This is a genomic window from Streptococcus sanguinis, from assembly GCF_050225395.1.
GTDB lineage: Bacteria > Bacillota > Bacilli > Lactobacillales > Streptococcaceae > Streptococcus.
The window spans coordinates 480,354-505,697 of record NZ_CP071431.1; the positions used below are offsets into that span (position 1 = coordinate 480,354).

A 25,344-nucleotide genomic window follows, 5' to 3' on the forward strand; every position below is an offset into this window, starting at 1 on the left:
AGTGTGTCTCCTTTCTTAGTAGTCTTCTAGGATGTCGCCAATTGGATCGTTAGATGAGGCTGTTGCTCCGCCACCGCCATTTTCGCCTTTTTTAGACAGGGCAAGGTAGATGAGGGCAATAGCGACACCGATTGCACCGAGGGCAATCAGAGTGAGTTCGCTGACAGCAGCCAAAGCAAAACCAATAGCGAAGAATGGCCATACTTCACGAGTTGCCATCATGTTGATAACCATGGCATAACCAACGGCTACGACCATACCACCACCGATTTGCATACCTTCTGATAGCCAAGCTGGCATAGCTTCAAGAGCAGATTTAACAGACTCAGCAGGAATCATCAAAAGAAGTGCTGCAGGGATAGCAATACGTGCTCCTTGCATGAAAAGAGCGATAAAGTGAGCGCGTTCAACTCCTTTAATGTCTCCTTTTTTCGCAGCAGCATCTGCACCGTGAACCAAACCGACTGACAAAGTACGGACAATCATAGTCAAGAAGAGACCAGCAACAGCAAGTGGAATAGCAACACCTTGTGCTACAGCGATTCCTTTGCTTGAGAAGTCTCCGCCCAGTACCATGATGATGGCAGCGGCAACAGAAGCGAGGGCAGCATCAGGTGCTACAGCAGCTCCGATATTAGCCCAGCCAAGAGCAATCAGCTGGAGAGAGCCACCCAGCATAACACCAGCAGCCAAATTACCAGTTACCAGTCCAATCAAGGTACAAGCAACCAGCGGTTGGTGGAATTGGAATTGGTCTAAGATACCTTCTAGACCAGCTAAGAAGGCAACAAAGACTACTAAAACCATAGAAATAATAGACATGTTCTAAATCCTTTCGTAAATTAATAAAAGCAAAACGTTTGATTCTACTGCACGTTGGCTTTCTTAATCAAATCAAACAAATCTTTTTTAGAGTCATTTGGTACTTTACGTACGTCGAATTCAACGCCAAGGTCGCGCAGTTTTTCATAAGTGGCAACGTCTTCCTTGTCCATTGACAGTACGTTGTTGACCATCGTTTTACCAGTTGAGTGAGCCATGGAACCAACATTAAGGGTCTTGATTGGCACACCGCCTTCAACAGCACGAAGGGCGTCTTGAGGAGTTTCAAACAGAATCAAGGCATGTGTGTTGCCAAAGCGAGGGTCTTTTGAAACGGCAATCAATTTGTCGATTGGGACAACATTGGCTTTGACATTACCTGGTGCAGCTTGCTTGATCAATTCTTTACGAAGTTCATCTTGAGCTACTGAGTCAGAGGCAACGATAATACGATCTGCTTTTGAATCTGGTGTCCAAGCTGTTGCTACCTGACCGTGCAGCAAACGTGTGTCGATCCGGGCAAGGTTGATTTTGAGCTTGCCGTCGCCGATTACAGTCCCTTCAGGGATAGCTGCTTGGGCAACTGGAGCAGCTGCAGCAGGAGCATTTGCTTCTTCAGCAGCAGGGTTCAGCTCTTCAGGCAGAGCTTTGACTCCTTCCTTAGCTTCTTTGATGATGTTAGCAACAACAGCTTCAACGCCGGCGTTGGCATCCATCATCCTTTCTGTATAAGCTTGAATCAGCATAGGCAGGTTCAAGCCTGTAATGATAGCGAACTTGCGGTCAGGATTTTCACCCATGACACGGCTAGCTTGGTTGAATGGAGAGCCACTCCAAAGGTCAGCCAAGACCAACACTTCATCGTCCGCATCAAACGAAGCCACAGCGTCATTGAACTTTGCATAGAGATCATCTGGTCCTTCGTTGGGCATGAAAGTTACAACTTGTACTTTTTCCTGCTCACCGAAAATCATAGAACCTGATTGATGAATACCAGCAGCAAATTCACCGTGGCTAGCAATAATGATTCCGATACTCATTATTGACATTCCTCCTTATAAAATGTTTGACTTAAGTTTTAAGAAAACTTTAAGGCAAGTTTATTATAAAACGTTTTCATGAAAAATGCAAGCGTTTGTTCCTAAAAACGACTTTTTCTTTCAAAAATGTCAGTATTTGCTGGAACCCTGATAAATATAGGTATAAGCAAACCTTAGCTATAGAAATGTTTTAATAAATTAGGAAAACAGAAAATAAAACAGATTAATATATGAAAAAACGTTGAAATAATATGAAAGAGACTTTTGAAATGACAGAAGAGAATTTTGTTTGAGAAAGTGTTTATTTATCAAAAAAGAAAGAGGAGGACCAAAGACAAGAATTCGCATCTTATGTCTTTAGCCTCCATCTATAATGGCAAAAGTTTCTAATAATATTAAGTCTGCCCATCATATGTTTCCAAGAGCTTGGTAAATGTTGGGACTGAAATGCTTTAAAGTATTAGTGTGTGAAGTCAAGGACCATACGTCCCTGAATGGTACCCGCTTCCATTTCGTCAAAGACATCCACTGCATCTGAAACAGGGCGTTTTTTAACGACAGGAACCACTAATCCTTCAGCACCAAACTGGAAGGCTTCTTCCAAGTCCTTACGTGTACCAACGAGGGAACCGATGACTTGAATGCCATCTAAAACTGTTTTGACAATGCTGAGATCCATCATTTCAGATGGTAATCCAACGGCAACTACCCGACCGCCAGCACGAACAGAGTCAACAGCTTGGTTGAAGGCAACTTTAGAAACGGCTGTTACTACGGCAGAATGAGCACCGCCAGTTTTTTCTTGGATAAGAGCAGCGACATCTTCAACTTCATGACCGTTGATGACGATGTCAGCACCAACTTCTTTGGCCAGAGCGAGCTTGTCATTGTTGATATCAACAGCGACTACATGGGCATTAAAGACTTTCTTGGCATATTGAACCGCTAGGTTACCCAAACCACCTGCTCCAAAGATTACTGTCCATTGGCCTGGCTGCAGCTGGGCTTCTTTGATAGCCTTGTAGGTAGTTACACCGGCACAAGTGATAGAAGAAGCTTGGGCAGGATCCAGTCCTTCTGGAACTTTGACAGCATAGTCGGCTGTAACGATACATTGCTCTGCCATCCCACCGTCAACAGAATAACCAGCATTTTTTACTGTACGGCAAAGGGTTTCGCGGCCAGTTGTACAGTATTCACAAGCGCCGCAGCCTTCAAAGAACCAAGCGACACTGACGCGGTCTCCGACTTTGAGGCTTTTTACATCTGGAGCGATTTCTTTGACAATACCAATACCTTCATGTCCTAGAACGCGGCCCGGTACCTTGCCAAAGTCACCATGCGCGACGTGAAGGTCTGTATGGCAGACACCGCAGTATTCAATGTCAACGAGAGCTTCCCCTGTTTCAAGAGGACGAAGTTCCTTATTTTCGATGAGTTGGACATTGGTTCCTTCTGGATTTACAACAACTGCTTTCATAAGTAATTTCCTCCTGTTATTTAGTTTTTGATTATGTTAATTATATCACAAACTCAAACAAATAGCAAACGCTTACAATTTCAAGCAGAAGTAACCTTTAAAACTATGATACGGCGGATAAGCTCCGATTTTTAAAGCTTTCGAGCATGATTGAGGTTGAGAGAAGACAAAAAATAAAAGACAAACTCTCAAACAGAGTTTGCCTAATTGTCTACTTTTATAAAAAAAGTTTGTTGAGCTCGTGGGCAACGCCATCTTGGTCATTGGTCAAAGATAATTGCTGGTCAGCGTATGGAAGAAGGTCAGTATTCGCATTTTTCATGGCATAGCCAGTGCCAGCAAAGGAAAGCATCTCAGTATCATTTTGCTCATCACCAAAGGCAATCAGATTTTTGCGATCTACATTGAGAACATTAAGCAGGTACTGAAGGGCAAAGGCCTTATTGACACCTTTGGGAGCACACTCGAGGATGTTGAGTGGGCCGCCCCAAGAGTTGATAGAAAGTTCATGCTGGTAAAAAGCATTCATTTCCTCTGCCAGAGCATATTTGTCAGATGCTCGCGTCTGCAAGAGAATGGCGTTAGGATTCTCCGTTACCAGATTAGCTTGAAACTGGTTTTCTGGCTTGAAAGCATCGATGCCAAAGAGCTTGGGATCAGCAATTTCTTCATTGGGATTGGTGATATAGAATTTATTGCGGTATTCGCCAGCAATGAAATCTGCTTCAATCTCATCCCTGCGCTTAACCATATCCAGCAGAAAGGACTTATCCAGCGTCAGCGATTTTTCAAAGTCCCATTTCTTTTCTGGAATGTGAGTCAAAGAGCCGTTGAAATTGATCATGGGTGTATTGAGCTCTAATTCTTTATAATATTTCAAAGCCATGCGGTAGGGCCGGCCTGTTGTGATAATGACCTTGTGGCCCTTTTGGGAAATTCTTTTGATGGTTTCTTTGGTGAAGTCAGACAAATTGCTGTTAGAATCCAGCAAGGTTCCGTCCAAGTCCACAGCGATTACTTTTTTTGTCATGCGAGTCTCTTTTCAGTGATAATACAGACTATTATAACAGAATTCAGTGTAAATAACACGACTTATGTTATAATGGTGCTCTAATCAGTCACAATTATGACACACCAAGGAGGAGCTTTTCGTATGCGTAAACCGATCATGATTCATGCTCTTTTTCTGATGATTGCCTTTTTTATCTATATCCAATCTCTAAATGGCGGTCCGACCTATCTTATCTGGAATATGACCTTGGCCTTAATCAGCTATGATGCAGCTGTCTTGACACTTTTATTAAAGAAGCAGAAGTGGGCTTATCCTATTCTTTTCCTCTTGTGGTTGCTCTTCTTCCCCAACACTTTCTATATGATTACAGATTTGATTCATATGACTTGGGTGGCAGATGTTCTGAGTAAGCCAAGTGTTTTCCTGCTCTTTTTAGCTTTTGTTTCCAGTATTTTATTCGGGATTTTCTGTGGTATGGAGAGCTGGTATGTGATCAAGGAAGGCTGGAAGCTTAACTGGTATTTGGACTTGTTGCTGACGGCAGCTCTGTCGGCTGTGTCCAGTCTGGCTATCTACATTGGACGTTATGATCGCCTCAATAGCTGGGATTTATTGCTTCATCCTCAGCTGGTTGTAGAGAAGCTCTTGCAAACTTTGCAGCCTGATCGTCTGCCTTTCATTCTTGGTTTTACTTTTTTGCAGTTTATGAGTTTAGTATTTCTGATGAGAGATAATAAAAAATAAGAAAAGCGAGACATTCATCTTGAAAAAGTGAATGTTTTTTATTATAATTTAAATTATCGTTCGCAAATAAACGAAATTCAATCTGTTTTTCTTTGTTTTTTGAACTAGATATTAGAAATTTTACTCAAAAGGAGATTTATTGAAAAATGGATAAATTTTTCAAACTGACCGAAAAAGGGACAGATGTCCGGACAGAAGTTTTGGCTGGTCTGACGACTTTCTTTGCCATGTCCTACATTTTATTTGTCAATCCGGCTATGCTGGCTCAGACAGGTATGCCCAAGCAGGGTGTTTTCCTAGCTACAATTATCGGGGCTGTTGCGGGAACCTTGATGATGGCCTTCTTCGCCAATCTGCCTTATGCGCAGGCTCCTGGTATGGGGCTGAATGCCTTTTTCACTTTTACGGTCGTCTTTGCCTTGGGCTACACTTGGCAGGAAGCCTTGGCTATGGTCTTTATCTGCGGGATTATTTCTCTTATTATCACTCTGACCAAGGTGCGTAAGATGATTATTGAGTCGATTCCAGGCTCCTTGCGAGCAGCTATTTCAGCAGGGATCGGGGTCTTTCTGGCTTATGTGGGAATTAAAAATGCTGGCTTGCTCAAGTTTTCAATCGATCCGGGAAACTATACAGTAGCTGGCAAGGGAGCAGATAAAGCTGCAGCGGCTATTACGGCTAATTCAGCAGCAACTCCAGGTCTAGTAGATTTTAACAATCCAGCGGTCATCGTAGCCCTGGTTGGTCTCGCCATCACAATCTTCTTTATCGTGAAAAATATCAAGGGTGGTGTTATCCTATCCATCCTAGTCACGACAGTTGTGGCTATTCTGGTTGGCTTGGTTGATTTATCAGCCATTGACTTTGGGCAGAATAATATTGGCACTGCTGTTAATGAATTGGGACAGATTTTTGGGGTGGCCGTAGGTCCGAAAGGTCTGGGTGCCCTCTTAGCAGATTCGGCTCGCTGGCCTCAGACATGTATGGCCATTCTGGCTTTCTCTTTGACAGATATTTTTGATACCATTGGTACCTTGATTGGGACAGGTGAAAAGGTCGGGATTGTGGCGACTTCTGGGGAAAACCATGAATCAGAAGGTTTGGATAAGGCGCTTTACTCGGACCTCATTGGAACCTCTATTGGCGCCATTGCTGGAACTTCTAATGTGACGACTTATGTGGAGTCTGCAGCTGGTATCGGAGCTGGAGGCCGAACAGGTCTGACCGCCTTGGTCGTAGCCATCTGCTTTGCGGTGTCAAGCTTCTTTAGCCCACTCTTGGCTATTGTTCCTAATGCTGCAACTGCACCGATTCTCATTATCGTGGGGATTATGATGCTGGCTAGTCTGAAAAACATCCATTGGGATGATATGGCGGAGGCCATTCCAGCTTTCTTTACTTCTATTTTTATGGGATTTGCCTATTCTATCACTCACGGGATAGCAGCTGGATTTATCACCTACACCTTGGTCAAAATCTTCAAAAGTCAAGCCAAGGATGTGCATTCTATGATTTGGATTTTGGATCTTCTCTTTATTTTAAATTTCGTAAATCTGGCTTTAAATTAGGTCTAAACATTGCTGGATTTCCTTGATTTTAGTACCCTTTGTATAGGATATGTTTTTGGTATAAAAAATCAGCTTTTCCTAGCTGATTTTTCTTTTGCAAAATTAAGCAGAAAAAAATTTTTTCTGGTATAATAAGAGAATGTTTAGTCATAATGAGGAAGAATTAATCCAGTGGGGTCAGCGTCTGGGCACATTGCTCCAGGCAGGGGACGTACTGGTTTTAACGGGAGATTTAGGAGCAGGAAAGACAACCTTTACTAAGGGGCTGGCTCTAGGTTTGGGCATTAATCAGATGATTAAAAGTCCAACCTATACCATTGTTAGGGAATACGAGGGGCGCTTGCCACTCTATCATCTGGATGTCTATCGTATTGGAGACGATCCAGACTCCATAGATTTGGATGACTTTCTCTTCGGAGAGGGTGTGACAGTCATTGAATGGGGGGAGCTGCTGAGAGAAAATCTACCTGAAGACTATCTCAAATTAAGCCTCTTGAAAAAGAAAGACGGGCGTGAATTGGTTTTTGAAACCAAAGGAAAGCGAGCCCAAGAGCTGCTTGAGGGACTGCAGAATGACTGAATATGAATTGTGCTTGCGAGAAGCGGAAAAAACAGATGCTGCTGAGCTGATTGCCTTCCTCAATCAGGTCGGGTCTGAGTCAGATTATATGACGCTGGATGAAGCTGGAATTTTGATGAATCAGGAGGAGATGGCTTCTTTCATTGAGCATCAGGCTGCTTCCAGTAATCAGCTTTATCTGTTGGCGCTTTTAAATGGTGAGATTGCTGGTCTTGTCAGCATCACAGCTGATTTCCATGAGCGAATTCGCCATATTGGTCAAGTCTTTGTTGTGGTGAAGAAAGCTTTCTGGAACCAAGGACTGGGACACATATTGCTGGAAGAGGCACTGACTTGGGCTGAGGATTCTCAAGTTATTAGACGTTTGGAATTGAGCGTTCAGGTTAGAAATGAACGAGCGGTTCACCTCTATAAAGATTTAGGATTTGAAATTGAAGGCTTACAAAGAAGAGGAGCCTATTTAAAAGAAGGGATATTTCTTGATGTTTACCTAATGGGTAAACTGATAGACTAAAAAAGATATGTTTAAAAAGATTATAATGATGTTTCTCAGCCTCCTTGTCGTAACGACAGCTGGTATCGGTACTTATGCTTGGACGATCTATGGTCAGTCAACAGATGAACTGTCCAAGACTTATAAGGGTTTGGGAAATGAGACGGATGTCATTTCTGCGACTAAGCCTATGACCATCTTGCTGATGGGAGTGGATACAGGGAGCGGCTCCCGCGAGGATACTTGGGTCGGGAACAGCGATACCATGATTCTCCTGAGTGTCAATCCAAAGACTAAGAAAACAGTCATGATGAGTTTGGAACGTGATATTCTGACTCAGATTGATGAGAACGGTCAGACAGTTGAAGCTAAGCTGAATGCAGCCTATGCAACTGGAGGAGCAGAGTTAGCCATTTCGACTATTGAGGGCTTGATGAATATCCACATCGACCGCTATGTGATGATTAATATGCAGGGCTTGGTTCAGCTAGTAGACGCAGTAGGTGGTATTGAGGTCAATAATACCTTTGATTTCCCTATTTCTATTGAAGATAATGAGCCTGAGTATACTGCTAAGGTGGAACCTGGCAAGCAAACCATCAATGGTGATCAGGCGCTGGTCTATGCTCGTATGCGCTATCAGGATCCAGAGGGTGACTATGGCCGCCAAAAACGTCAACGTGAAGTAATTAAGAAAGTGGTTGAAAAAGTTCTCAGTCTCAACAGTGTCAGCCATTATCAGGCTATTTTAAAAGCTGTCAGCAGCAATATGCAGACCAATATCGCGCTTGATTCAAAAAGCATTCCCCAACTGCTAGGCTATCAGGATGCCTTTAAAAACATCAAATCTGAGCAGCTGCGTGGAGAAGATGCGACCTTACCTGATGGTGGAAGCTATCAGCTGGTGACTTCAGAGCATTTGCTGAGCATGCAGAATCTAATCCGCAAGTCTCTGGGCTTGGACAAAGTCAAGAGTCTGAAGACCAACGCTGTTCTCTATGAAGATATTATGGGTGGCAACAGTCTAAGAAGCAGCAATAGCAGTAGTACATCTAGTAGCACAGAAAGCTATAGCAGTTACCAGAATTCTTATAGTCAGCCTACTTATAATAATGGTTATGAGAATTACTCTTATCCGACGACAGATACAACAGTTGGAACTACGAATACGACTCCGGTTGCTCCAGCGGCTTCCTCTGCCCCAGCTGCAGATGTCAGTGTCAGCACCCCACAAAGTCAGCCAGTAGTCAATGCGACTACAGAGTAGAAAGTTAAATATAAAAAGAGGCCGGGACAAAATGTCTCGGTCTCTTTTGGTTATGGCAGGAAGCCCTTAACGCGATGGCTGATTGGAATTTTTGTTCCCTATCATCCATCTTTTCTCTATCACGACTCGTACTTTTCCCAGATGTCTTTGACTTGCTGGATCTGCACTTGAGCTTGGTTTTCAAGGACTTTATATTTATAAGTAAGATCTTGAGCGATGTCTTTGACTTGCTCTTTTTGCTCTTGAATGATGGCAATATTTCGTTGGATATTGGCTAGACTGTCCTTTACTTTGTCTAGACTATCTGTTGTTTCAATGATTTCTTCTTGAATTTTTTGTCGGTTTTCAACCAGCTTGTAGCTGGCTGCTGCAGCACCGATAAATAGGAAAATATTTGACAGTTTCATAGTCTCTCCTTAAGCTTGTGTAATCTTCTCAGCTAATTCGGCTAGAGCTGGGAAGTCTGGTTCGTGGGCTGCGAAAGTAATCTTGAGGTCATCTGCATCACTGTAGCGCGGTGCCAAATGCACATGGGTATGAAAGACAGTCTGTCCAGCGATTTCTTCGTTGTTGTTGATGATATTCATACCAGCTGCACCTGTGGCTTTCATCACCTTACGGGCTATGTCAGGTACGCGAGCAAAGAGCTGACTGGTGCTGTCGGCATCCATATCCAGCACATTTCGGAAATGCTCTTTAGGGACAACCAAGGTATGACCTGGTGTTACCTGAGAAATATCCAGAAAAGCAAGGACTTTCTCGTCTTCATAGACTTTAGAAGAAGGGATTTCTCCGGCAATAATTTTACAAAAAATACAATCAGCCATAAATGGTACCTCTATTCGCTAGATTTTGTTATAATATAAGAACCATTATACCAGAATTCGGAGAAAATATGTTAGAAATCAAAGAGCTTACGGGCGGCTATGTTAATATCCCGGTTTTAAAGGATGTCAGCTTTGAAGTGGGCAATGGCCAGCTGGTTGGTCTGATTGGTCTCAACGGTGCGGGCAAGTCCACGACTATCAGTGAGATTATCGGTCTTTTGACGCCTTATAAGGGGCAGATTCAAATTGATGGGCTGGAGCTGCGGACCAATCCTAGTGATTACCGCAAGAAAATCGGTTTTATTCCGGAAACACCCAGTCTCTACGAAGAATTGACCTTGCGCGAGCACATTGAGACGGTAGCTATGGCTTACGACATTGAGCAGGAAACAGCTTTTAAGCGCGTGGATAAGCTATTGGAAATGTTCCGACTCAAGGAAAAACTGGATTGGTTCCCTGTTCACTTTTCAAAAGGGATGAAGCAAAAAGTGATGATTATCTGTGCTTTTGTAGTTGATCCCAGCCTTTTTATCGTAGATGAGCCTTTTCTGGGTCTGGATCCGGTAGCTATTGCAGACCTTATCCAACTCTTAGATGAGGAAAAGAAGAAAGGCAAGTCCATTCTGATGAGCACCCATGTTCTGGACTCTGCTGAGAAGATGTGCGATAGTTTTGTAATCTTGCACAGAGGTCAAGTACGGGCCAAGGGCAGCTTGACTGAGTTGCGGGCCCAATTTCAAATGCCGGATGCTAGTCTGAATGACATCTATCTAGCCCTGACAGAAGAGGCGGCGCTATGAAAGAATTATTTGCCAAACGAAAGCAGGATTTTCGTCAGCAATGTTTGAAATACCTGCGCTATGTTTTTAATGATCATTTCGTGCTCTTTCTGCTGATTTTTATGGGATTTTTAGGTGTTCAGTACAGTCAGCTATTGCGACATTTTCCGACCAATCACCTACCCATTATTGTCAGTCTGGTTATTCTATCGGTCTTTATCCTGCCTTTTGGACGGATTGCGACCTATCTGGAAAAGCCGGATGCTCTTTTTCTCTTGGTCAGAGAAGCAGAAGTCAGGGCTTTTATCAAGGCTCAGATTCTGCGTTCCTATCTCTTGTACGCAGTCTTACAGACTGGAATCTTACTGTTACTGGCTCCGCTTTTTCTGGCTCTGGGATTGCCTGTCTGGGGCTTCGGGTTCTACTGTCTCTTTATGCTAGTCTTGAAATGGTTTTTGTTTCAGGCTAAGGCCAAGAAGTTCTTTACTGAAAATGGCCTAGATTGGCAGGCTCTGGTGGCTTATGAAGCAGCCCGAAAGCAGACGATTCTGCGCTTCTTTGCTCTCTTTACCAATGTTAAAGGCATTTCAAACAGTGTCAAGCGCAGGGCCTATCTTGATGGTTTGACGAGACTTGTGGGCAAGCAGCATAGTAAGACCTGGCAGAATCTCTTTTTGCGCTCTTACTTGCGAAATGGAGACTTCTTTGCTCTGACCTTGAGACTGCTCTTTTTGGCTCTTTTGGCCTTGATTTTTGTCAGTCAAGCTTGGATTGCTGCAGCTTTTGCGGTCTTGTTCAATTACCTCTTGCTCTTCCAGCTGACGGCCTTGTACGAAGCTTTTGACTATCAGTTTTTGACCCAGCTTTTTCCGATAGAAAGAGGGGAAAAGCTGAAGGGAGCAAGACAAATTATCACATCTATTGGCAGCAGTGTTCTCTTGGCTGAAGTGCTGACTGCACTGCTATTTCTCCAAGACAAGACAGCAGTGCTGGCCATGATGGGAGCGACTGCCCTACTCTATCTGTTCTATCTGCCGTTTAAGTTACGGAGATTGGTTGACTAAAAGAGGTAAAACTAGTAAAATGATAAAGAAACTTTTTACGGAGGGGAAACATGGACTTGGTTGATAACGAGCTGACCCTGACACCGATAGCTGGTAAGAGCGGAAAGGCCTATATGGGGACTTATCCGGACGGGGGGCGCGTTTTCGTCAAGATGAATACAACCCCTATCTTAGCAGGCTTAGCTCGAGAACAAATCGCACCGCAGCTTTTGTGGAGCCGCCGGATGCCGGACGGCAACGTAATGAGCGGGCAGGAGTGGCTTTCAGGCACTATTCTGACCCCAAATGATATGTCCAAAAAGCAGGTAATCAATATTTTGACTCGGCTGCATCGCTCGCGCCCATTGATGACGCAGCTGACCAAGCTGGGCTATACTTTGGAAACGCCAACTGATTTGCTGAATGCTTGGCTCAATCAAGTGCCGCTTGCTTTGAGAAATAATCAATATCTTCAATCTGTTATCCGCGACCTACGCCAGACTGTGCCGGCCTTTCGTGAGGATTATGCAACCATCGTTCACGGAGATGTGCGTCACAGCAATTGGGTAGAGACCGACAGCGGGCTTATTTACTTGGTGGATTGGGATTCTGTGCGCCTGACAGACAGGATGATGGATGTAGCACATATTTTGAGCCATTATGTGCCTGATTCAGGTTGGCAAGAGTGGCTGAGCGCATATGGCTATAAGTATAATCAGACTGTTTTCAATAAGCTATACTGGTTTGGTCAGTATTCTTATCTGATGCAGATTGCCAAATACTACGAAAACAATGATTTAGAAAATGTGAACCGGGAGATTTACGCATTACGAAACTTCCGTTCTAAATACGGAAGAGGACAATGAGAGTAAGGAATCGTAAGGGAGCGACGGAACTGCTGGAGGCGCATCCCCAGTATGTGATTTTGAATCCGGCAGACGCCAAGGGCAGATGGCAGGAGATTTTTGGCAATGATCACCCCATTCATGTAGAGGTTGGCAGTGGCAAAGGAGCTTTTGTGTCCGGTATGGCCAAGGCCAATCCTGAGATTAACTACATCGGGATTGATATTCAAAAATCGGTTCTCAGCTATGCCTTAGACAAGGTGCTGGCAACAGATGTGCCCAATATCAAGTTATTATGGGTGGACGGTTCGGATCTGACTGATTATTTTGAAGAGGGCGAGATTGACCGCCTCTATCTGAACTTCTCAGATCCTTGGCCCAAGAAACGCCATGAAAAGCGCCGTCTGACCTATCAGTCCTTTCTGGCGACCTATCAGCAGATTTTGCCGGAAAATGGAGAAATCCACTTCAAAACGGACAATCGTGGTCTTTTTGAGTATAGCTTAGTAAGCTTTTCGCAGTATGGTATGAAGTTAAAGGGCGTGTGGTTAGACTTGCATGCCAGCGACTTTGAAGACAATGTCCTGACTGAGTATGAGCAGAAATTTGCTAACAAGGGACAAGTCATCTATCGGGTGGAAGCAGCGTTTGAATAAGAAAGAGTCTTCTAGGAAATACTCCTTGAAGACTTTATTATTAGGAAAGAATTTTGCTTAAAAATAAGATTGTTTTAAGTGGGATTCCGTCTTTAAAAGCTTGTACAGCATATTTCCCTTGCATTCTGGGACTTGTCGTGCTATAATACTAATAATGAATAAGGAAAGAGAGGCGAGGAAGTATCTTCGCCTCTTATCTGTGAGGAGGTGTCGTCATATCGCAACGATTGTTGAATTGGTGAGGGAGGTTATTGAACCAGCCATTTTGGCCCACTATGAATTAGTCGATATTGAGTACGGAAAGATGGGCGGGGACTACGTTCTCAGTGTCTTTGTAGATAAGCCTGAGGGCATTACGGTCAATGATACAGCGGATTTGACGGATATTATCAGTCCGCTCTTGGATCAAATCAAGCCAGATCCTTTCCCGGAACAGTATTTTCTGGAAGTGACCAGTCCAGGCTTGGAGCGCCCGCTCAAGACCAAGGAACAGCTAGCCGATACCGTCGGCAGTTATATCCATGTCAGTCTCTATAAGGCTGTTGACAAGCAGAAAGTCTTTGAAGGAACCTTGCTGAGCTTTGAAGAGGATGTTCTGCACATGGAATATCTGGACAAGACTCGCAGAAAAGAAGTCGAAATTCCCTACAGTCTGGTTTCCAAAGCCAGATTAGCCGTTAAGTTTTAGCCGCAGAAGCAATATAGAAAAGAAAGGAACACTTTTGTTTCGGCAAAAGTCACATGAAAATGAGTAAAGAAATGCTAGAGGCCTTCCGCATTCTGGAAGAAGACAAAGGAATCAAGAAAGAAGATATCATTGACGCAGTGACCGAGTCACTCCGCTCAGCCTATCGTCGTCGCTATGGTCAGGCAGACAGCGCAGCCATTGAGTTTGACGAAAAGTCAGGAGATTTCCGTGTCTATACTGTTCGCGAAGTCGTGGACGAGGTCTTTGACAGCCGTTTGGAAATCAGTCTCAAAGATGCCTTGGCTATCAGTTCAGCCTATGAATTAGGAGATAAGATCAAGTTTGAAGAAGCGCCAGCTGAATTTGGCCGCGTAGCAGCTCAGTCTGCTAAGCAGACCATCATGGAAAAGATGCGCAAGCAAACCCGTGCTATCACTTACAATACCTATAAAGAACATGAAAATGAAATCATGTCAGGAACGGTGGAGCGTTTTGATAATCGCTTTATCTATGTCAATCTTGGTAGCATTGAAGCACAATTATCGAAGCAAGACCAGATTCCTGGTGAGGTCTTTGCCTCTCATGACCGCATCGAAGTCTTTGTCTACAAGGTAGAAGATAATCCTCGCGGTGTCAATGTCTTTGTCAGCCGCAGCCATCCAGAAATGATCAAGCGCTTGATGGAGCAGGAAATCCCTGAAGTCTATGACGGAACTGTGGAAATCATGAGCGTGTCACGGGAAGCAGGCGATCGGACCAAGGTAGCGGTTCGCAGCCACAACCCTAATGTGGATGCCATCGGAACAATCGTCGGACGCGGTGGAGCTAATATCAAGAAAATTACGAGCAAGTTCCATCCTGCCAAATACGATCCGAAGAGTGGCCGTATGGTGCCGACTGAAGAAAATATCGACGTCATCGAGTGGGTAGCAGATCCAGCGGAATTTATCTACAACGCTATTGCTCCTGCAGAGGTTGACCAAGTTATCTTTAACCAAGAAGATAACAAGCGAGCCTTGGTTGTTGTACCGGACAACAAGCTTTCTCTGGCTATCGGCCGTCGCGGACAGAATGTACGCTTGGCAGCTCATTTGACAGGCTTTAGAATCGATATCAAGTCTGCCACAGAGTTTGAAGAAATGGAAGCAGCCAATGAACTGGGCGGATTTGCTCAGGAGGCTGAAGAAATTCTTGGGGATGCAGCTGTTCTAGAGACAGAAGTTTCAGCAGCAGAAGCAACAGACTTTGACGCAGTAGCAGAGGAAACTGTACTAGAAACAGCTGGTTTAGAAAGCGAAGCTGAAGAACTAGATTAAGGGGGCTGGAATGGCAAAAACAAGAAAAATCCCTTTAAGAAAATCAGTGGTGTCCAACGAAGTGATTGACAAGCGTGATTTGCTGCGGATTGTCAAGAACAAGGAAGGTCAAGTCTTTATCGATCCGACAGGCAAGGCCAACGGCCGTGGAGCTTATATCAAGCTAGACAACCAAGAAGCCCTTCAAGCTAAGAAGAAGCGGGTTTTTAACCGCAGCTTTAGTATGGAAGTGGACGAGGCTTTCTATGATGAGTTAATCGCTTATGTCGATCATAAGGTCAAAAGAAGAGAGTTAGGTCTTGAATAAAGAGAAACTTGCAAATTTGCTGGGACTGGCTCAGCGGGCTGGCCGCATCATTTCTGGTGAGGAGCTGACCGTCAAAGCTATCCAGGAGGGAAAAGCACATCTGGTCTTTTTGGCCCAGGATGCAGCTCCTAATCTCAGCAAGAAAATCACTGATAAAAGTCGTTACTACCAAGTAGAAGTATCAACCGTGTTTTCAACACTGGAATTAAGCTCTGCCATTGGCAAGGCCAGAAAAGTGCTCGCCGTGACAGATGCTGGTTTTACAAAGAAAATGAGGTCTCTTATGTAATAGAAGAGGAGGACAAGATTTGTCTAAAGTAAGATTGTATGAAATCGCCAAAGAACTGGGAAAAGAAAGCAAGGAGGTAGTGGCTCGTGCTAAGGAGCTGGGATTGGATGTCAAGAGTCATTCATCCAGCGTAGAAGCTGACGCTGGTGAGCGAATCAAATCCAGCTTCAAGAAAGCAGCCGCTCCTCAAGCCACTGCAGAAAAGCCTGCAGCAGCTCAGCCATCACCGCAAAAAACTCCTGCCAAAGAGGTTGCGCCAGTCAAGGCAGAACTGACAGAAGCAAAAGTAGATGCTAAGCCAGAAGCGAAAGCAGAAACAGCGGCGCCTGTCAAGCGCCCGCAAAGCCGGAACTTTAAGGCAGAACGTGAAGCGAGAGCCAAGGAAGAGGCAGAGCGTCGGAAGCAGCAAGGCAACCGCAAACCACAAAACAAAGAGCAAGGCAAACGTGAGGACCGTGATAATCGAAATAAGAATCGCGGAAACCGCAACGACCGAGATAGGGGCAATCGTCCAAATGACCGTCGCGATAATCGTGGTCAAGATGGCCGCCGCAATGGTCAGAATCATCAAGGATTTAACGGTCAAAACCGCCAACAGCCTCAAGGACCAAAGATTGACTTTAAGGCCCGAGCAGCAGCTTTGAAAGCAGAGCAGAATGCTGAATACGCTCGCTCCAGCGAGGAACGCTTTAAGCAAGCACAAGAAGCTAAAGAAGTTATGGAACGGCAAAATCGCCGCAAGGAGCAGCCTAAGGCAGAAGCAAGTGCACCAGTTCAGCCTGCACCAGCTCCATCTGCACCAGCAGCGAATCCAAGCCCAGCTCCAGCCGCCGTGGATACGCGTCGTAAGAAGCAAGCTCGACCAGATAAGAAGCGCGATGATTTTGATCGCGAAGAAGAAGGTCCAAGAAAACAACAAAAGAATCGAAGCAGTCAAAATCAAGTGAGAAATCAAAGAAATAGTAATTGGAATAAAAACAAGAAAAATAAAAAAGGAAAGGGCAACAATAATCAGGCACCAAAACCTGTTACAGAACGTAAGTTCCATGAGTTGCCAACTGAATTTGAATATACAGACGGAATGACCGTTGCAGAAATTGCAAAACGGATCAAGCGCGAACCAGCTGAAATTGTCAAGAAACTCTTTATGATGGGCGTGATGGCAACGCAAAACCAATCTCTTGACGGCGATACTATTGAACTCCTTATGGTGGACTACGGTATCGAAGCTAAGAAGAAGGTGGAAGTTGATACAGCTGACATTGAGCGCTTCTTCGTAGAAGAAGGCTATATCAACCAAGATGCCTTGGTAGAGCGTCCGCCAGTTGTAACTATCATGGGGCACGTTGACCATGGTAAAACAACCCTCTTGGATACCTTGCGTAACTCTCGCGTAGCTACAGGCGAAGCAGGCGGTATTACTCAGCACATCGGTGCTTACCAGATCGAGGAAAGCGGCAAGAAGATTACTTTCTTGGATACGCCTGGTCACGCGGCCTTTACTTCTATGCGGGCCCGCGGTGCCTCTGTTACGGATATCACTATCCTGGTGGTAGCGGCTGATGACGGTGTTATGCCGCAAACGATCGAAGCTATCAACCACTCCAAGGCGGCTGATGTCCCAATCATCGTAGCCATCAACAAGATTGATAAGCCAGGAGCGAATCCTGAGCGCGTGATTGGTGAATTGGCTGAGCATGGCGTCATGTCAACAGCTTGGGGCGGAGATTCTGAATTTGTTGAAATCTCAGCGAAATTCAATCAAAATATCGACAGCTTGCTGGAAACAGTCCTCTTGGTGGCTGAAATTCAAGAGCTCAAGGCCGATCCGACTGTTCGAGCGATTGGTACAGTTATCGAAGCCCGTCTGGATAAAGGAAAAGGTGCTGTAGCAACCCTTCTGGTTCAGCAGGGAACTCTGAATGTGCAGGATCCAATCGTTGTTGGAAATACCTTCGGTCGGGTTCGGGCTATGACCAATGACCTGGGCCGTCGCGTTAAGGTGGCCGGACCATCTACACCGGTGTCTATCACTGGTCTCAATGAAACTCCGATGGCTGGTGACCACTTTGCGGTCTATGAAGATGAAAAAGCTGCGCGTGCAGCCGGTGAAGAACGTGCCAAACGTGCCCTTCTCAAACAGCGTCAAGCTACTCACCGCGTCAGTCTGGAAAATCTCTTTGATACCCTCAAAGCTGGTGAAGTCAAGTCTGTTAATGTTATCATCAAGGCTGATGTGCAAGGATCCGTAGAAGCTCTGTCTGCTTCCCTGCAGAAGATTGAAGTGGAAGGCGTTAAGATTACCATCGTCCACTCAGCAGTTGGTGCTATCAATGAGTCAGATGTAACACTGGCGGAAGCTTCAAATGCCTTCATCATCGGATTTAACGTTCGTCCTACATCTCAAGCTCGCCAGCAGGCAGAAGCTGATGATGTCGAAATCCGTCTCCACAGCATTATCTACAAGGTTATCGAAGAAATGGAAGATGCCATGAAGGGAATGCTGGATCCGGAATACGAAGAAAAAATCATCGGGGAAGCTCTTATCCGCGAGACCTTCAAGGTTTCCAAGGTTGGTACTATCGGTGGATTTATGGTTATCAACGGTAAAGTGACCCGTGATTCCAAGGTTCGTGTTATCCGTGACGGCGTCGTGATTTACGATGGGGAGCTTGCCAGCCTCAAGCACTTCAAGGATGATGTTAAGGAAGTTACCAACGGCCGTGAAGGTGGACTCATGATTGATGGCTACAATGACATCCAAGTAGATGACACGATCGAAGCCTACATCATGGAAGAAATTAAGAAATAAGATAAGAAGTAGGTTGAAAACTCGTAGTGAAAATCATATTTAGCGGAAGTTGATACTTCTAGTTCCACATCTTTTTTCACAAAGAGTTTAGATCGAATTTCATTCATTAAAACAAAACATATAAGCTAGGCCTAGCCTAGCTTATATTGCAGAAGAGAAAAATTAGAAAGGAAATCTCATGGCAAATAATTTTCGTACAGACCGTGTGGGCATGGAAATCAAGCGCGAAGTCAATGAAATCTTGCAGAAGAAAGTTCGTGACCCGCGGGTGCAGGGAGTAACCATTACCGATGTCCAAATGTTGGGCGACCTATCCATGGCCAAGGTCTACTATACGATTATGAGCAATCTGGCCTCTGACAATCAAAAAGCTCAGACCGGTCTGGAAAAAGCGACCGGTACCATCAAGCGAGAGCTGGGTCACAATCTGAAGATGTACAAGATTCCAGATTTGACCTTTGTCAAGGACGAATCCATCGAGTATGGCAATAAAATCGACCAGATGCTGCGCGATTTAGAGAAAAAGTAAAATAGAAACTCAGCTGTCATGGCTGGGTTTTCTGTTTTTTAAATTTAATATAACAATTTTTTGCAAAAATAGGTATATACCATTTACAAATAAAAAAGAAAGAGTTATAATATAGTCAAGAGAACTCAGAGATTCAAAAGCGGGAGTTAGAAAGTAGCTATAGAAAGATGCTAGCTCTATCACAGAATTCCGCTTTGAATGGCCGAGAATACAGCATTTAAGAACAAGGGAGGCAGTCTTATGCCTACATATATTAAAGCAGATCAATTTTTCTATCCTCAGGGAATCCGTCAGGGCGGTTATTTAGAGCTGATTGACGGCAAGTTTGGCAAGTTGGTGCAGTCTGTTCCGCAGGATGCAGAAGTCATAGATTACAGTGGCTACTCGATTGCGCCGGGTCTGGTGGACACTCACATTCACGGTTTCGGCGGTGTTGATGTGATGGACAATAACATCGAAGGAACTCTTCATACCATGAGTGAGGGTCTCTTGACTACCGGTGTGACCAGCTTTTTACCCACAACCCTGACCTCATCCTATGAGCGTCTCTTAGCAGTAACTGAAAACATCGGTGCACGCTATCAAGAAGCCAGCGGAGCCAAGATTCGCGGTCTCTATTTTGAAGGGCCCTACTTCACCGAGAAGTATAAGGGGGCCCAAAATCCTGCCTATATGAAAGATCCTAGCATGGATGAGTTTCGTGCTTGGCAGAAGGCCGCAAATGGCTTGCTCAATAAAATTGCTCTCGCGCCAGAGCGTGATGGTGTGGAGGAATTTGTCCGCACGCTGACTGATGAAGGCGTGACCGTTGCTCTGGGGCATTCTAACGCAACCTATGATGAAGCCAAAACTGCGGTCGAAGCAGGTGCCAGTGTCTGGGTGCATGCATACAATGGTATGCGGGGCTTGACCCACCGGGAGCTGGGCATGGTTGGTGCCATGTACGAGCTGCCCCACACCTATGCGGAACTGATTTGTGACGGCCACCATGTTGACCCTAAGGCCTGTGATATCTTGCTTAAGCAGAAGGGACATGAAAATATTGCCCTCATTACTGACTGTATGACCGCAGGAGGTCTTGAAGATGGTGACTACATGCTGGGAGAATTTCCAGTGGTTGTGGCGGAAGGAACTGCTCGGCTTAAGTCAACGGGCAATCTAGCGGGCTCCATTCTCAAGCTCAAGGACGGATTGAAAAATGTGGTCAAATGGGGCATTGCCAATCCTCATCAGGCGGTTATGATGGCTAGCCTGATTCCGGCAAAATCCGTCCATATTGATGATGTCTGCGGACAGATCAAGGAAGGCTACGATGCTGACTTTATCGTTTTAGATAAAGATTTAGAGCTGGTAGCTACTTATCTTGATGGTCAAGAACGATTCCATGTATGAGAACCGCAGGTATTTTAAATTAGTCTCCTTATATTTTTCAGAAAGAGCAGGGAAACCTGTTCTTTTTGGTTGGCAGACGCCTTGATAGTCTTCGCCTAGATTTGAATTGCTTTCTTAGGCGTGATATAATGAGACTATAATGTAAACAGGAGTAGGCTATGAAACGAATTGATGCGAAATTTTTGATAATGGGACTTGTATTGCTGCTGGCGGGACTGATCTTTGGACGAATCTTAATCCTTGTCGCAGGAGTTGCTTTCATTATCTATAGCTTTTTCAGTAAAGGGATGGAGCCGACCAAGGAAAATATCTTCAAACCTAAGCCAATACTGAAGAAAAAGGAAAAGAAATGAGCGGTTATGCTCTTGTGATCACTGTAGCAGCTGCCTTGTTGAAGGCAGTAGAAGTAACTTATAAAGGAGACGTGAGATGAGAGAATATCTTTTGAACAATGGTGTAGGCATTCCGGTGCTGGGCTTTGGGACTTGGAAGGCGCAGGATGGTGAAGAGGCTTATCAGGCAGTGCTGGCAGCCCTTAAGGCAGGCTATCGGCACATTGATACGGCGGCTATCTATCAGAATGAAGAGAGTGTCGGTCGGGCGATCAAAGACAGCGGAATCCCGAGGGAGGAGCTCTTCATCACGACCAAGCTTTGGAATGACATTCATACTTATGAAGAGGCTCAAGAGGCCTTTGCGGCCTCAATGGAGCGGTTGGGACTGGACTATCTGGACCTCTACCTCATCCACTGGCCGAATCCCAAACCCCTGAGGGAAAACGATGCTTGGAAAAAGCGCAATGCCGAAGTCTGGCGTGCTATGGAAGATCTTTATAATCTCGGAAAGATTCGAGCGATTGGCGTCAGCAATTTCCTGCCTCATCACTTAGAAGCCTTGCTTGAAACAGCTCGCATGACTCCTGCTGTCAATCAAATCCGTCTGGCTCCAGGTGTCTATCAGACAGAAGCGGTGAACTTCTGCCGTGAGCATGAGATTTTACTGGAAGCTTGGGGACCATTTGGTCAAGGTGAGCTCTTCCAAAATCCAGCCGTACAGGCTGTGGCAGACAAGTATGGCAAGACCATTGCACAAGTCGCGCTAGCTTGGAGCTTGCAGGAAGGCTTCCTGCCCCTGCCTAAGTCGGTCACTTCGAGCCGGATTGCCAGCAATCTGGACTGCTTTGGCATCAAGCTAGATGCTGCTGACTTGGAAGTGCTCAAAAATGTCAGCGGTTTGACCGGTGGCGCTCCAAATCCGGATGGGATGGATTTTTAGATGCAAATCCGATTCTATCGAAGTTCAGATAGAGAAGCCTTGCAGTCTTACCATTTAACCGACTTGAGATTTACCAATCATCCTAGCCAGGTTGTCGCTGATTTAGAAAATCGCTATGCCATCTTGGGTCTTGAAGAACATCAAATCGTAACCTTTCTGATCTTGGATGCTGGGGAAGAGAAGTTTACTTATGGTGGTCAGCCAGAGAGCCTGCTCCTTCGTAGCTTTTCAACGGATGAAGACTTTCAGATGCGAGGGTACGGTAGTCAGACGCTGAAGCTCTTGCCTGGTTTCGTAAGAGAACATTTGCCCATGTATAGAAGCATCATCCTAGGCGTCAATGAGAGAAATCAAGTCGCTTCTTATCTCTACCGAGAGACCGGCTTTAGCAAACAACCCCAGCGCATATTAGGACCAGCCGGCTGGCAGGAAGTCTATGAATTAAAAATCTAAAGCTATCCCCGGTTTGAAAAGAGCTGGGGATTTTTCATACCTTGGCATGAAAACGCTATAAAATCAAGCCTTTCTATGCTATAATAAAAATCAGAAGCATCATACAAAAATTCTCGTGTAAAGCAGAAGGAAATCAAATGAAAACAAGCCAGGAATTAGAAATTGAAAAACAGTTGATCCAGCAGTTGGCATCTGGAGAAAGCCAGTGGACCTATCGGAAAGATCTTAAGACAGAGGACCAATTGTGGGAGAATTTTTTTGAGAAACTAGCTCAAAATAATGTCGCCATGTTAGCGGATCATCCCTTGACTGATCAAGAAAAACACCAAATCAAGAATCAGCTAAACTTTGTCAGTTATTATGAGGCGGCCAAGTGGCTAGCAGGAGAAAATGGCATTGCCAAGGTAGAGGTTCAGCGCGAAGATGCTAGTCTTGGTACCATCCGTCTAGCGGTCATCTGGCGGGACAATATCGCTGCTGGAAAATCTAGCTATGAAGTAGTCAACCAAGTCGAGCGAGACAAGGCATACCCTCAAGATCAAGACAGACGAATGGATGTGACTCTTCTTATTAATGGACTTCCTATGATTCACATTGAGCTCAAGAGTCCAGGAGTTGGATTTTTGAAAGCTTTTTATCAGATAGAAAAATACGACCGTGAAGGCAAGTTCCGTGGCATCTACTCGAGCTTGCAGATGTTTGTCGTGACCAATAAGGTCGACACTCGCTATATCGCTGCAGCCCGTGAAAATAAGCTAAACAAACAGTTCCTGACCAAGTGGGTGGATAAAGACAACCGGCCTGTGACGGATCTGACCAGCTTTGCCCATGAGGTTCTCTCCATCCCGCGGGCTCATCAGATGGTCATGCAGTACTCGGTCATAGACGATAGCAAGAAAGCCCTGATCCTCCTGCGCCCTTATCAGATTCATGCCATTGAGGCAGTACAGGATGCTTCTCGCCGTCAAGAGTCGGGCTATATCTGGCACACGACAGGCTCAGGGAAGACCCTGACCTCTTACAAGGTGGCCCGCAATCTCTTGCAGATTCCCGCCATCCAAAAGACCATTTTTGTCGTCGATCGTAGAGATCTGGACCAGCAGACGACCTCGTCCTTCCTCTCATACGCTGCCAATGATGTCATTGATATCGATGAGACCGATAATACTCACGAATTAGTCAAGCGCCTAGGTGGTAACGACAAGCGCGTGGTAGTCACGACCATTCAGAAAATTACGACCATGATGCGCAAATTTGAAGAAGGAAAGTACCAGCGGGATGCTGGGAAGATCAAGAACCTGCATGTGGCCTTTGTCGTGGATGAGTGCCACCGAGCTGTTACTCCCCAAATGCAAAAGGAGATCAAGGCCTACTTCCGAAACTCTCTCTGGTACGGCTTTACAGGAACTCCGATTTTCAAGGAAAACAAACGAAAACAAGTGGGAGACTTGGCTCAAACCACTCACCAACAGTATGGCGAACGCCTACATGAATACACAGTTAAGGAAGCCATCCATGATGGAGCGGTTCTTGGCTTTAAGGTGGATTATCGAAATACTATCATCTCTGATATGCTGGAGGAAGAGATCCCTGATAGTGCTTATGAGGACAAGGAACACATGCTAGAAGTCCTGGATGCTATCCTCAATAAGAGCCAGCAACAGCTCAATATCCCTAAAGGAGTTGGAAAAAGCTATGATGCTATTTTGACGGTCAAGTCTATTCCACAAGCACAGGCTTATTATAATCTGCTCAAGAGTATCATGGCTGGCAAGGAGCGGGTCAAGGTCTCTGAACGGGTCAAACGCCATTTACCAGATTTTCCAAAGTTTACCATCACTTACTCAGTGTCTGAAAATGAGGAAGAATCCATCGGCTACCAGGAACATATGAAGCAGGTCATGGAGGACTACAACCAAGAGTTTGGCACGCATTTTAGACTAGCGGATCTGAGGGGCTTTAATACCGATGTCAATAATCGCCTGGCCAGAAAGCAGGACAAGTACCTCTATCGCAATGAGCAGTTGGACCTGGTCATCGTGGTTGATCGTCTCTTGACCGGCTTTGATGCTCCCTGTCTCTCCACGCTCTTTATTGATCGCAAGCCCATGCGCCCGCAGGACTTGATCCAGGCCTTTAGCCGGACCAATCGGATCTTTGATGACAAGAAGCGCTTCGGCCATATCATCACCTTCCAGCGTCCTCAAGCCTTTAAGGAAGCCGTCGACAATGCCCTCAAGCTCTACTCCAATGGAGGAGAAAATGAGGTCTTAGCTCCAAGCTGGGAAGAAGAAAAAAGCAACTTTCTATCAGCTTGCGGAGAATTTCAAGCTCAAGTTACGGACCATGAAGAAGAAGGAATCGCTATCGAGCAAGCTAGCACAGCTCAGCTACGTAAAATAGCGAAATCTTACCAAGCCTTTGATAAGTATCTGGCCTCTATCCGCGTCTATAATGAATACAAAGAAGAGGAGATTTACCAAGAGACTGGCTTGACTGATGCCAAGCTAGAAAGCTACCTAGGTCTCTATCAAAACATTCTAGCAGAGCTTAAAAGCCGTGTAGATGACGATGATCAAGATGATCCGCTGGATATCCACTATGAACTAGAGTCTGTCCAGGTCGATGAGATCAACTATGCCTATATCTTAACTCTCATCCAAAGTATGATCCAGCAGGATGATAATGTAGCAGAGCCTCTTAGTGACAAGGATATTGCTGCCGTGGATGGTTATATCCAAGGCTTGAATAGGACCAATCCAGGACTTGCGGCAATCATTCAAAATCTTTGGACAGAAGTGCAAGCAAATCCAAAACTCTATCGAGGTTTATCCATCACAGGTGTCTTAGATAACATGATTGAGACGGTGATTGACAAACATATCTCCAACTTTGTCAAAAAATGGTATGTCGGAGAGGACGAGCTTCGCTACTATATCCAGCACTACCGCAAAGGCGCTAAGAAGCAAACAGGTGAAAGCCAGCTAACCAAGAGCCAACGCTATAAAGACTATAAGGTAGAAGTAGCAGATGCCCTCAACCCACTCAGCTACAAAAAACAAATCAAAGAAGCCTATACCCAACTGATCGAAGAGGTGATTGAACCATTGAGAGTGGGGAGGTAGGA

General features: G+C 45.1%; 26 protein-coding genes. 20 read left to right on the plus strand and 6 right to left on the minus strand.

Translation table 11 applies throughout. The features are described from left to right. Positions 1-15: 15 nt before the first annotated feature. The 4 genes from J1C81_RS02445 to J1C81_RS02460 form a co-directional block, all read right to left on the minus strand. Positions 16-822, minus strand: coding sequence for a PTS mannose/fructose/sorbose transporter subunit IIC (locus J1C81_RS02445; RefSeq protein WP_002916362.1), 807 nt, complete (start codon positions 820-822; stop codon positions 16-18). Positions 823-866: 44 nt separating this feature from the next. Then, complete coding sequence (locus tag J1C81_RS02450) at positions 867-1,862, minus strand: PTS sugar transporter subunit IIB (RefSeq protein ID WP_002893577.1); 996 nt, start codon at positions 1,860-1,862, stop codon at positions 867-869. A 460-nt stretch (positions 1,863-2,322) separates the two neighbouring features. Then, positions 2,323-3,342, minus strand: coding sequence for an alcohol dehydrogenase AdhP (gene adhP, locus J1C81_RS02455; protein WP_002916361.1), 1,020 nt, complete (start codon positions 3,340-3,342; stop codon positions 2,323-2,325). A gap of 217 nt (positions 3,343-3,559) precedes the next feature. After that, a complete protein-coding gene (locus J1C81_RS02460) occupies positions 3,560-4,372 on the minus strand; it encodes a Cof-type HAD-IIB family hydrolase (protein ID WP_002916360.1) in 813 nt (270 codons plus the stop codon). Positions 4,373-4,468: 96 nt separating this feature from the next. Here J1C81_RS02460 and J1C81_RS02465 point away from each other — a divergent pair, with 96 nt between their 5' ends. The 5 genes from J1C81_RS02465 (at position 4,469) to brpA (ending at position 9,006) form a co-directional block, all read left to right on the plus strand. Then, positions 4,469-5,098, plus strand: a complete 630-nt coding sequence (locus J1C81_RS02465; protein ID WP_002916359.1) for a DUF1361 domain-containing protein — start codon at positions 4,469-4,471, stop codon at positions 5,096-5,098. Positions 5,099-5,244: 146 nt separating this feature from the next. Continuing rightward, the gene (locus J1C81_RS02470; RefSeq protein WP_002916358.1) at positions 5,245-6,666 is read left to right on the plus strand and encodes an NCS2 family permease; all 1,422 of its coding nucleotides are present in this window, start codon (positions 5,245-5,247) and stop codon (positions 6,664-6,666) included. A gap of 139 nt (positions 6,667-6,805) precedes the next feature. Continuing rightward, positions 6,806-7,246 carry a tRNA (adenosine(37)-N6)-threonylcarbamoyltransferase complex ATPase subunit type 1 TsaE gene (tsaE, locus tag J1C81_RS02475; RefSeq protein ID WP_002916356.1) on the plus strand — a complete coding sequence of 147 codons (441 nt, stop codon included), beginning with the start codon at positions 6,806-6,808 and terminating at the stop codon, positions 7,244-7,246. Further along, complete coding sequence (locus J1C81_RS02480; protein ID WP_002916355.1) at positions 7,239-7,760, plus strand: GNAT family N-acetyltransferase; 522 nt, start codon at positions 7,239-7,241, stop codon at positions 7,758-7,760. Before tsaE ends, J1C81_RS02480 begins: the two co-directional genes overlap by 8 nt. 7 nt (positions 7,761-7,767) lie before the next feature. Then, positions 7,768-9,006, plus strand: coding sequence for a biofilm formation/cell division transcriptional regulator BrpA (gene brpA, locus J1C81_RS02485; protein WP_002916354.1), 1,239 nt, complete (start codon positions 7,768-7,770; stop codon positions 9,004-9,006). Between the two features lie 119 nt (positions 9,007-9,125). Here brpA and J1C81_RS02490 read toward each other — a convergent pair whose 3' ends face one another. Both J1C81_RS02490 and J1C81_RS02495 read right to left on the minus strand, forming a co-directional pair. Beyond that, complete coding sequence (locus J1C81_RS02490; RefSeq protein ID WP_002896907.1) at positions 9,126-9,413, minus strand: hypothetical protein; 288 nt, start codon at positions 9,411-9,413, stop codon at positions 9,126-9,128. 9 nt (positions 9,414-9,422) lie between these two features. Further along, positions 9,423-9,833 carry an HIT family protein gene (locus J1C81_RS02495; protein ID WP_002905249.1) on the minus strand — a complete coding sequence of 137 codons (411 nt, stop codon included), beginning with the start codon at positions 9,831-9,833 and terminating at the stop codon, positions 9,423-9,425. A gap of 68 nt (positions 9,834-9,901) precedes the next feature. Here J1C81_RS02495 and J1C81_RS02500 point away from each other — a divergent pair, with 68 nt between their 5' ends. The 15 genes from J1C81_RS02500 (at position 9,902) to J1C81_RS02570 (ending at position 25,342) form a co-directional block, all read left to right on the plus strand. Then, positions 9,902-10,633 carry an ABC transporter ATP-binding protein gene (locus J1C81_RS02500; RefSeq protein WP_032909882.1) on the plus strand — a complete coding sequence of 244 codons (732 nt, stop codon included), beginning with the start codon at positions 9,902-9,904 and terminating at the stop codon, positions 10,631-10,633. Beyond that, entirely contained in the window at positions 10,630-11,676 is a 1,047-nt protein-coding gene (locus tag J1C81_RS02505) for an ABC transporter permease (protein WP_002916352.1), read from the plus strand. Before J1C81_RS02500 ends, J1C81_RS02505 begins: the two co-directional genes overlap by 4 nt. Positions 11,677-11,726: 50 nt before the next feature. Continuing rightward, positions 11,727-12,521 (plus strand): cell cycle regulator CcrZ, encoded by a 795-nt coding sequence (ccrZ, locus tag J1C81_RS02510; protein WP_002893562.1) that lies wholly within the window; start codon positions 11,727-11,729, stop codon positions 12,519-12,521. After that, positions 12,518-13,156 carry a tRNA (guanosine(46)-N7)-methyltransferase TrmB gene (trmB, locus tag J1C81_RS02515; RefSeq protein WP_002893561.1) on the plus strand — a complete coding sequence of 213 codons (639 nt, stop codon included), beginning with the start codon at positions 12,518-12,520 and terminating at the stop codon, positions 13,154-13,156. The genes ccrZ and trmB overlap by 4 nt, the downstream gene beginning before the upstream one ends. Before the next feature lie 199 nt (positions 13,157-13,355). Continuing rightward, positions 13,356-13,844 (plus strand): ribosome maturation factor RimP, encoded by a 489-nt coding sequence (gene rimP / locus J1C81_RS02520; protein WP_032909880.1) that lies wholly within the window; start codon positions 13,356-13,358, stop codon positions 13,842-13,844. A 59-nt stretch (positions 13,845-13,903) separates the two neighbouring features. After that, entirely contained in the window at positions 13,904-15,160 is a 1,257-nt protein-coding gene (nusA, locus tag J1C81_RS02525; RefSeq protein ID WP_235787747.1) for a transcription termination factor NusA, read from the plus strand. Positions 15,161-15,170: 10 nt separating this feature from the next. After that, positions 15,171-15,467 carry an RNase P modulator RnpM gene (gene rnpM, locus J1C81_RS02530; protein WP_002893558.1) on the plus strand — a complete coding sequence of 99 codons (297 nt, stop codon included), beginning with the start codon at positions 15,171-15,173 and terminating at the stop codon, positions 15,465-15,467. Next, on the plus strand, positions 15,460-15,756 hold the full coding sequence (locus tag J1C81_RS02535; protein WP_002893557.1) for a YlxQ-related RNA-binding protein: 297 nt from the start codon (positions 15,460-15,462) through the stop codon (positions 15,754-15,756). The genes rnpM and J1C81_RS02535 overlap by 8 nt, the downstream gene beginning before the upstream one ends. A gap of 19 nt (positions 15,757-15,775) precedes the next feature. Further along, positions 15,776-18,568: a translation initiation factor IF-2 gene (gene infB, locus J1C81_RS02540; RefSeq protein ID WP_002916348.1), complete on the plus strand. Its 2,793-nt coding sequence runs from the start codon at positions 15,776-15,778 to the stop codon at positions 18,566-18,568. Between the two features lie 178 nt (positions 18,569-18,746). Next, positions 18,747-19,097 carry a 30S ribosome-binding factor RbfA gene (gene rbfA, locus J1C81_RS02545; protein WP_002893555.1) on the plus strand — a complete coding sequence of 117 codons (351 nt, stop codon included), beginning with the start codon at positions 18,747-18,749 and terminating at the stop codon, positions 19,095-19,097. Between the two features lie 240 nt (positions 19,098-19,337). After that, entirely contained in the window at positions 19,338-20,489 is a 1,152-nt protein-coding gene (gene nagA, locus J1C81_RS02550) for an N-acetylglucosamine-6-phosphate deacetylase (protein WP_032909878.1), read from the plus strand. A 158-nt stretch (positions 20,490-20,647) separates the two neighbouring features. Continuing rightward, positions 20,648-20,842: a hypothetical protein gene (locus tag J1C81_RS02555; protein ID WP_002903311.1), complete on the plus strand. Its 195-nt coding sequence runs from the start codon at positions 20,648-20,650 to the stop codon at positions 20,840-20,842. 76 nt (positions 20,843-20,918) lie between these two features. Further along, positions 20,919-21,764 (plus strand): aldo/keto reductase, encoded by an 846-nt coding sequence (locus tag J1C81_RS02560; RefSeq protein ID WP_002916345.1) that lies wholly within the window; start codon positions 20,919-20,921, stop codon positions 21,762-21,764. Beyond that, on the plus strand, positions 21,765-22,217 hold the full coding sequence (locus J1C81_RS02565; protein WP_002916344.1) for a hypothetical protein: 453 nt from the start codon (positions 21,765-21,767) through the stop codon (positions 22,215-22,217). It abuts the gene before it with no gap. A 137-nt stretch (positions 22,218-22,354) separates the two neighbouring features. After that, positions 22,355-25,342, plus strand: coding sequence for a type I restriction endonuclease subunit R (locus J1C81_RS02570; RefSeq protein ID WP_002916343.1), 2,988 nt, complete (start codon positions 22,355-22,357; stop codon positions 25,340-25,342). The last annotated feature ends 2 nt before the right edge of the window (positions 25,343-25,344 follow it).

Excerpts from the sequence above, each read along its gene's own strand:
- J1C81_RS02480 (WP_002916355.1), top strand. The coding sequence starts at position 7,239 with ATGACTGAATATGAATTGTGCTTGCGAGAAGCGGAAAAAACAGATGCT.
- J1C81_RS02560 (WP_002916345.1), top strand. The coding sequence starts at position 20,919 with ATGAGAGAATATCTTTTGAACAATGGTGTAGGCATTCCGGTGCTGGGC.
- J1C81_RS02555 (WP_002903311.1), top strand. The coding sequence starts at position 20,648 with ATGAAACGAATTGATGCGAAATTTTTGATAATGGGACTTGTATTGCTG.
- J1C81_RS02470 (WP_002916358.1), top strand. The coding sequence starts at position 5,245 with ATGGATAAATTTTTCAAACTGACCGAAAAAGGGACAGATGTCCGGACA.
- J1C81_RS02565 (WP_002916344.1), top strand. The coding sequence starts at position 21,765 with ATGCAAATCCGATTCTATCGAAGTTCAGATAGAGAAGCCTTGCAGTCT.
- tsaE (WP_002916356.1), top strand. The coding sequence starts at position 6,806 with ATGTTTAGTCATAATGAGGAAGAATTAATCCAGTGGGGTCAGCGTCTG.
- nusA (WP_235787747.1), top strand. The coding sequence starts at position 13,904 with ATGAGTAAAGAAATGCTAGAGGCCTTCCGCATTCTGGAAGAAGACAAA.
- nagA (WP_032909878.1), top strand. The coding sequence starts at position 19,338 with ATGCCTACATATATTAAAGCAGATCAATTTTTCTATCCTCAGGGAATC.
- J1C81_RS02490 (WP_002896907.1), bottom strand. The coding sequence starts at position 9,413 with ATGAAACTGTCAAATATTTTCCTATTTATCGGTGCTGCAGCAGCCAGC.
- adhP (WP_002916361.1), bottom strand. The coding sequence starts at position 3,342 with ATGAAAGCAGTTGTTGTAAATCCAGAAGGAACCAATGTCCAACTCATC.
- J1C81_RS02570 (WP_002916343.1), top strand. The coding sequence starts at position 22,355 with ATGAAAACAAGCCAGGAATTAGAAATTGAAAAACAGTTGATCCAGCAG.
- J1C81_RS02450 (WP_002893577.1), bottom strand. The coding sequence starts at position 1,862 with ATGAGTATCGGAATCATTATTGCTAGCCACGGTGAATTTGCTGCTGGT.
- ccrZ (WP_002893562.1), top strand. The coding sequence starts at position 11,727 with ATGGACTTGGTTGATAACGAGCTGACCCTGACACCGATAGCTGGTAAG.
- trmB (WP_002893561.1), top strand. The coding sequence starts at position 12,518 with ATGAGAGTAAGGAATCGTAAGGGAGCGACGGAACTGCTGGAGGCGCAT.
- J1C81_RS02445 (WP_002916362.1), bottom strand. The coding sequence starts at position 822 with ATGTCTATTATTTCTATGGTTTTAGTAGTCTTTGTTGCCTTCTTAGCT.
- J1C81_RS02495 (WP_002905249.1), bottom strand. The coding sequence starts at position 9,833 with ATGGCTGATTGTATTTTTTGTAAAATTATTGCCGGAGAAATCCCTTCT.
- rbfA (WP_002893555.1), top strand. The coding sequence starts at position 18,747 with ATGGCAAATAATTTTCGTACAGACCGTGTGGGCATGGAAATCAAGCGC.
- rnpM (WP_002893558.1), top strand. The coding sequence starts at position 15,171 with ATGGCAAAAACAAGAAAAATCCCTTTAAGAAAATCAGTGGTGTCCAAC.
- brpA (WP_002916354.1), top strand. The coding sequence starts at position 7,768 with ATGTTTAAAAAGATTATAATGATGTTTCTCAGCCTCCTTGTCGTAACG.
- J1C81_RS02460 (WP_002916360.1), bottom strand. The coding sequence starts at position 4,372 with ATGACAAAAAAAGTAATCGCTGTGGACTTGGACGGAACCTTGCTGGAT.
- J1C81_RS02465 (WP_002916359.1), top strand. The coding sequence starts at position 4,469 with ATGACACACCAAGGAGGAGCTTTTCGTATGCGTAAACCGATCATGATT.
- J1C81_RS02505 (WP_002916352.1), top strand. The coding sequence starts at position 10,630 with ATGAAAGAATTATTTGCCAAACGAAAGCAGGATTTTCGTCAGCAATGT.
- J1C81_RS02500 (WP_032909882.1), top strand. The coding sequence starts at position 9,902 with ATGTTAGAAATCAAAGAGCTTACGGGCGGCTATGTTAATATCCCGGTT.